The organism is Pseudomonas sp. PB120 (assembly GCF_009761815.1).
GTDB lineage: Bacteria > Pseudomonadota > Gammaproteobacteria > Pseudomonadales > Pseudomonadaceae > Aquipseudomonas.
This window is the reverse complement of record NZ_RWIN01000013.1, coordinates 21,493-27,492: the sequence shown is the minus strand read 5'-3', so window position 1 is coordinate 27,492 and position 6,000 is coordinate 21,493. Positions and strand designations below refer to the sequence as shown.

Here is a 6,000-nt window from a genome sequence, read left to right as displayed (position 1 = left end):
CGATGGAGTGTCAGTCGACATCAGTGTTGCTGACACACCATCGCGAGCAAGCTCGCTCCTACAGGGGGGGCGGTGATTCAGGGATTGCTGACCAACCCCAACCACTGGGTAAACAGCTGCACCTTCGACAATCCCTGCTTGTCGTTCGCCACGTCCAGCCAATAGCCATATGGCCCGATCACTTCCACCGGAGTGATCGGCAACAGGCTGCCGTTGGCCAGTTCCTTCCCGATCATCTGCCGGTCTATCACCGCCAGGCCGCCGCCGGCCAGTGCGGTATGGATCACCTGATCCAGCGTGCTGAACTCCAGCCCTTGCCCCGCATCGACATCGTCCCGGCCCATCGCCGCCAACCAGTTCTCCCACACCTTCAGGCGTTTGCCGTCGTGCAGGATATGCAGCAGCGCAAACTGCCGCAGGTCCGGCGGACGGCCGTCGATGAACAGCTCCGGGCTGGCCACGGCGATGTGCCGTTCCATCACCAGCAGCTGACTGTGGCAATGACTGGCCGCTTCGAGGCCGAAGCGGATGTGGCAGTCGATTTCCGCCAGGCTGTCGTGGCCGCTTTGGTGGGTCACGCTCAGGCTGATATCCGGGTAGCGTTGGCAAAAGGCGCGCAGGTGCGCCGACAACCAGCGCGTGGCCCAGGTCGGTGGCGCGACGATCCGCAGGCGCTGACGCAGGTTGGGCACGCGCACCGCTTGCAGCGCGCGTTCGAGGTGGTCAAAGGCATCGCTCAGTTGCGGGGAGAGGGCGAGACCGGCTTCGGTCAGTGACAGGCCTTGCGGCGTACGGATGAATAGCGCCACGCCAAGGTAGTCTTCGAGCTGCTTGATCTGTCGGCTCACCGCACCTTGGGTGACGTTCAATCCAAGGGCTGCCTGGCTGAAACTGCGATGCCGCGCGACCTCTTCGAAGACGCGCAGCATGTTGAGCGAGGGCAGTTGGCGCATGGGGGAGGGCTCATTGTTTTGAGGATGTTTTGTAGCGCCTATCTGACTATTGGCAATGAGCTGATGCAAGTGTTGTTTCGGCAGACGCTATCGCCGGCAGGCCAGCTCCCACATTGGATCTATGGCGTTCACACATCCTCTGTGGGAGCTGGCCTGCTGGCGATGGCGCCTGTGAGGGCGCCAACTACTCTGGATCAGAAGTAATAGCCGATGTTCATGTACAACTGAATCTCCCACATTGGATCTATGGCGTTCACCCATTCCCTGTGGGAGCCGGCCTGCCAGCGATGGCGCCTGTGAGGGCGCCAAATAGTCTGGATCAGAAGTAATAGCCGATGTTCATGTACAACTGATTCTCCCAATGATCCGTCCCGCCAGCCCCCAGGCTCTGGGTATAGCTGCTGCCACCAATGTACGGATCATTCTTGCCGTACAGCCATTCGGTATAGACCCACAACTTGCTGACGGAGAACGAGGTGCCGAGGATCATTCGCTGGGAGGTCTTGAACTCGTCGGCGGATTTGTCGAATGCGCTGTAGTTGGCATACAGCTTTACGCCGCTGATCTGATCGAACACGTACTTGCCGGCCACGTCGTAGCTCAGGTCTGCCACATACAGATTGCCGCGGCTGGCGACGTTGTAGGTGCCGTCGTAGCCGCCAAGGGTCACCAGTTCGTCGCTGCCGGGGTTACGCGGCGACATTTGCTGGCGCGCCGCCTGCAACTGCACGCCCCATGGGCCGTTCTTGCCCAGGTAATGCACGGCCACGGCATTGCGCCGGCCATCGTTGTTGGTGTCTTTGTTCTCAATCGACGAGGTCAGGCCCGACACCCCGACTTCGGATTTCCACGAGCCCAGGTCCAGCGCCTTGGCGACGCGCAGCGCCACGGTGTTGCGTTCCTGGTTATTGCTGCCATCGGCGACATAGCTATCCGCCTCGGACACGACGCTTGAGTAGGTCACGCCGTTGCTGGTGCCTTTACCTTGCCACGCCGGGCGCAGGTAGTAACCGGCCTGGACGTTCCAGTCGCCGCTTTGCTGGACGTACTTGGCACCGATTTGCTGCACATCTTCCAGGCCGATGACGTTGCCCAGGGTTTCGTAGAAGGTGCTGCCGAAGTAGGGCTGCAAACCGAACGGCACGGTGTTCAAACCGACCTGCACTTGCTGGTCAGGGTTGAATTTGTAGCCGACCCACGCGAACTTGGCGAATTGGATATCGCCGTAGTTCTTGGTGTACTTGTAAGGATAGGAGCGTCCGTAGAAACGGTACTGGGCGTCACCGATCCAGGTGTCAGAGTTGTACTTGGCGCTGAGGTACGCAGTGTCCAGGCCGAAGTTCTGGATGTCGCGGTCCGGATCGTAATCCCAGCGGGCTCGAACGGCGCCGCCGAGGTCGAGATTTTCCGTGACCTGGACGGCCATGGCGGGTGCAGCGAAGGCACCAAACAGTGCGATCGATGCGATGGAACGGATAGCGCGAGGGGTGGATGTGCGCAAAGTCTTACTCCCTGTTTCTGATTATTGTTGGCAACAGCAGCCCGGGCCGCGGCACATGCAGCGGCAGGGGGAAAGGGTGGTGTGGGTCAGTTGGCTTGAGGTCGGATCAGCCTCAGTGGTTGTTCCGGGACGGACGCCACCGGTATCGCCGAAGCGCCGGGAGCCGCCGCCAGCAAGGTCTTGGTGTAGGCGTTTTGTGGGCGCAGCAACACCTGTTCCGCTGTGCCGTATTCCACCACTTCGCCCTGGCGCATCACCGCGATGTAGTCGCTGATCTGCGCCGCGACCCGCAGGTCGTGGGTGATGAACAAAATGCTCAGGTTCAGCCGTTGTTGCAGTTCGGCAAGTAACTCCAGCACCTGTTTCTGCACCGAGACATCGAGCGCCGAGACGCTTTCGTCAGCGATCAGCACTTCCGGGCGCATCGCCAGTGCCCTGGCAATGCCGATGCGTTGGCGCTGCCCCCCGGAAAACTGCCGGGGCTTGCGCTTGAGCGCGTCACGTTTGAGCCCGACCTGCTCCAGCAAGTCGCCAGCCTCGGTCCAGGCATCTTTGGCCGACAGCCCGCGCAGTTGCGCGGCGCGGGCGATGATGTCGCCGACCCGGTGGCGCGGATTGAGCGAGCCGTAAGGGTCCTGGAAAATCATCTGGATGCGTCGCCGATTGGCCGCCAGTGCTGCGCTGCTCAAGGCGAGAAAGTCGGTGTCACCCACCCACACATGGCCACTGTCGCTGTCCACCAGGCGAATCGCCGCTTTGACCAGTGTGCTCTTGCCCGAACCCGACTCACCGACAATCGCCAGCGTCTTGCCCCGTGGCAGTTGCAGTGAGACATCCCTGAGCGCCGCCACTGAGCGGCCGCCGACGTTGTAGGTTTTGTTCAAGTGCTCGATGCGCAGTGCCAGTTCGCCGTCGGCGCTGGGGACGTGCAGTTCCGGGTGAAGCGCCGGCACGGCGGCGATCAGTTTGCGGGTGTAAGGATGAGCGGGAGCGTTGAGCACCTGATCACGCTCACCGATTTCCACCAGGCACCCACCTTCCATCACGGCAATGCGGTCGGCGATCTCGGCGACCACGCCGAAGTCGTGGGTGATGAACAGAATCCCGTGCTGGCCACGACCGCGCAGTTCGCGCACCAGTTTGAGCACTTGCGCCTGGGTGGTGACGTCGAGGGCCGTGGTCGGTTCGTCCGCGATCAACAGATCGGGGTTCATGGCCAGGGCCATGGCGATCACCACACGTTGGCACTGGCCACCGGAAAGCTGATGGGGAAAGCTGTTGGCAATTCTTGGCGGGTCGGGCAAATGGGTGGAGTCGAGCAGCGCGAGCATGCGTTCGCGGCGCTCCGCGGCGGGCATTTGCGGCGCATGAATGTCGAAGATTTCCTCGACCTGCTGGCCGATGCGGATCGCCGGATTCAAGGCGGCCATCGGCTCCTGGAAAATCATCGCGATGCGATTGCCACGCAGTTGGCGCAAGGTGTCTTGCGACATGCGGCAAATGTCGTCGCCCAGGAAATCGATCACCCCTTCGCTGTGCCGCAGGCCTTTGGCGTAGTCGCCCATGATCGCCGCCGACAGCACGGATTTGCCTGAGCCGGACTCGCCGATCACACAGAGAATTTCGCCCTTGCGCACGTCGAAATTGATGCCTTTGACGGCATGGCTGCGGTCGGCGCCCGCGGGCAGTTCAATGGAGAGGTTTTCGACGCTCAGTACTTGTTGTTGACTCATGCTCAGCTCCTTGCGCCTTTCTGGGCGTGTTCGTCCAGACCATCCGCCAGCAGGCTCAGGCCCAGCATCAGGGTGGAGATGGCAATGCACGGGAAGATCACCAGGTGCGGAAAGGCGATGGCCATGCTGCGGCCTTCGTTGATCATGCCGCCCCAGTCCGGGGTGGGGGGTGGCAGGCCGAGACCGAGAAAGCCGAGGGCGCCGATCATGATCGCGGTGTAGCCGATGCGCAGGCAGAAATCGACGATCAGCGGGCCGCCGCAGTTGGGCAGGATTTCCACCAGCATGATGCGCAACGAGCCTTCGCCCTGGGTGATGGCGCTGAGCACGTAGTCCCGGGAACGGATGTCGATGGTCAGCGCGCGCATGATGCGAAAGATCGCCGGGGCACTGGTGAAGGTCACCGCAATCAGGATGTTCAGCGCCGAAGCACCGAGGGCGATGATGATCACGATGTACAACACCAGCACCGGGAACGACAGCACGGTGTCGGCGACGTACGACAGAAAGGCATCGACCTTGCCGTTGAAGTAGCCGGCGCACAAGCCCATGGCAATGCCCACGGCGAACGCGGTGAGCGTGGCGAGGATCGACCAGAACAGCACCGTGCGGGTGCCCCAGATCAGCCGCGAAAGAATGTCCCGGCCAATCACGTCGGTGCCCAGCAGGAAGCTCTGGCCGTCGGGGTCAGCGGTCATCGGCGTAAGCAACGGACTGAAGCTTGCCAGCGGATCATGGGGGGCTAGCCACGGCGCAAAAGCCGCAACCAGCACCCAGCCGCCGACCAGTAGCAAGCCCAGCAACGCCAGGGGATGTTTGAACGATTGCAGGAAGCTCATTGGCCACCTCCGCCAAGACTGCGCAAGGTGATGCGCGGGTTGAGCCAGGTGTAGGCCAGGTCGGAAAAGATTTTCGTCGCGCCAACCACGGCACCGCTGATCATCGCGCAAGCTTCGATCAGGTAGACGTCGTGGTTCAGAGAAGCGGTGTAGAGCAACGAGCCGAAGCCTTTGTAGGCGAAGAACACTTCGACCACGATGACGTTCGACAGCAGCCACGGGATGTACAGCATGATCACCGTGATGGGCGCGATCAGCACATTGCGCAGGGCATGGCGCAGCACGATCCGGGAAGTCGATGCACCCTTTAGCCGAGCGGTGCGGATGTACGGGGCCTGCATCACTTCGACCATCGAGGCGCGGGTGATGCGTGCCAGGTAACCGATGCCGAACAGGCACAGCACCATCAGCGGCAGCACCAGTTCGGCCGCGTTGAAACCCTCGCTCATGCTGCTCACGCCGGGCAGCCAGTTGAGCCAAAACACAAAGATGGCCGAGACAAACACCGCGCTGGCGAAATCGGGAATGGACGTGGTGACGATCGACAGGAACGACACCAGCCGGTCAAGCGCCGAGCCCTGGCGCACACCGGCCAGAATGCCGAGGGTTAGGGCCACCGGCACCATCACCAACAACGCCAGCCCGGCGAGGATCAGGGTTTGTGCCAGGTTAGGCAGCAACAAGTTGATCACCGGCTCGCGAAAGTGCACCGAAGTGCCCCAGTCGCCACTGATGAAGTCCTTCAGCCACACCAGGTAACGCCACAGGAACGGCTGGTTGTAGCCATGTTCCAGCAGCCAGGCGGCGCGCTGGTCGGCGGCGGAGTAGGGGCCAAGGACGTTGATCGCCACGTCCTCGATGTTCAGTTCGAGGGCGACGAATACGATCAGCGACACCGACAACAGGGTCGCAATCAACGCCAACAATTTGCGTAACAGAAAATCAGCCATGCTTGCAGGCTCCAGCTAATCAAA

Annotated in this window: 5 protein-coding genes; all 5 read right to left on the bottom strand. The window is 61.6% G+C overall.

From position 1 onward, the window contains the following. Window positions 1–77: 77 nt before the first annotated feature. Window positions 78–953: a LysR substrate-binding domain-containing protein gene (locus EJA72_RS01705; RefSeq protein WP_157709813.1), complete on the bottom strand. Its 876-nt coding sequence runs from the start codon at window positions 951–953 to the stop codon at window positions 78–80. Between the two features lie 319 nt (window positions 954–1,272). Then, window positions 1,273–2,454: a hypothetical protein gene (locus tag EJA72_RS01700; RefSeq protein WP_157709812.1), complete on the bottom strand. Its 1,182-nt coding sequence runs from the start codon at window positions 2,452–2,454 to the stop codon at window positions 1,273–1,275. A gap of 86 nt (window positions 2,455–2,540) precedes the next feature. Next, window positions 2,541–4,187, bottom strand: coding sequence for an ABC transporter ATP-binding protein (locus EJA72_RS01695; protein WP_157709811.1), 1,647 nt, complete (start codon window positions 4,185–4,187; stop codon window positions 2,541–2,543). A 2-nt stretch (window positions 4,188–4,189) separates the two neighbouring features. Continuing rightward, window positions 4,190–5,026: an ABC transporter permease gene (locus tag EJA72_RS01690; RefSeq protein ID WP_157709810.1), complete on the bottom strand. Its 837-nt coding sequence runs from the start codon at window positions 5,024–5,026 to the stop codon at window positions 4,190–4,192. Next, window positions 5,023–5,976, bottom strand: coding sequence for an ABC transporter permease (locus EJA72_RS01685; protein ID WP_157709809.1), 954 nt, complete (start codon window positions 5,974–5,976; stop codon window positions 5,023–5,025). The genes EJA72_RS01690 and EJA72_RS01685 overlap by 4 nt, the downstream gene beginning before the upstream one ends. Window positions 5,977–6,000: the final 24 nt, after the last annotated feature.

Excerpts from the sequence above, each read along its gene's own strand:
- EJA72_RS01705 (WP_157709813.1), bottom strand. The coding sequence starts at position 953 with ATGCGCCAACTGCCCTCGCTCAACATGCTGCGCGTCTTCGAAGAGGTC.
- EJA72_RS01690 (WP_157709810.1), bottom strand. The coding sequence starts at position 5,026 with ATGAGCTTCCTGCAATCGTTCAAACATCCCCTGGCGTTGCTGGGCTTG.
- EJA72_RS01695 (WP_157709811.1), bottom strand. The coding sequence starts at position 4,187 with ATGAGTCAACAACAAGTACTGAGCGTCGAAAACCTCTCCATTGAACTG.
- EJA72_RS01685 (WP_157709809.1), bottom strand. The coding sequence starts at position 5,976 with ATGGCTGATTTTCTGTTACGCAAATTGTTGGCGTTGATTGCGACCCTG.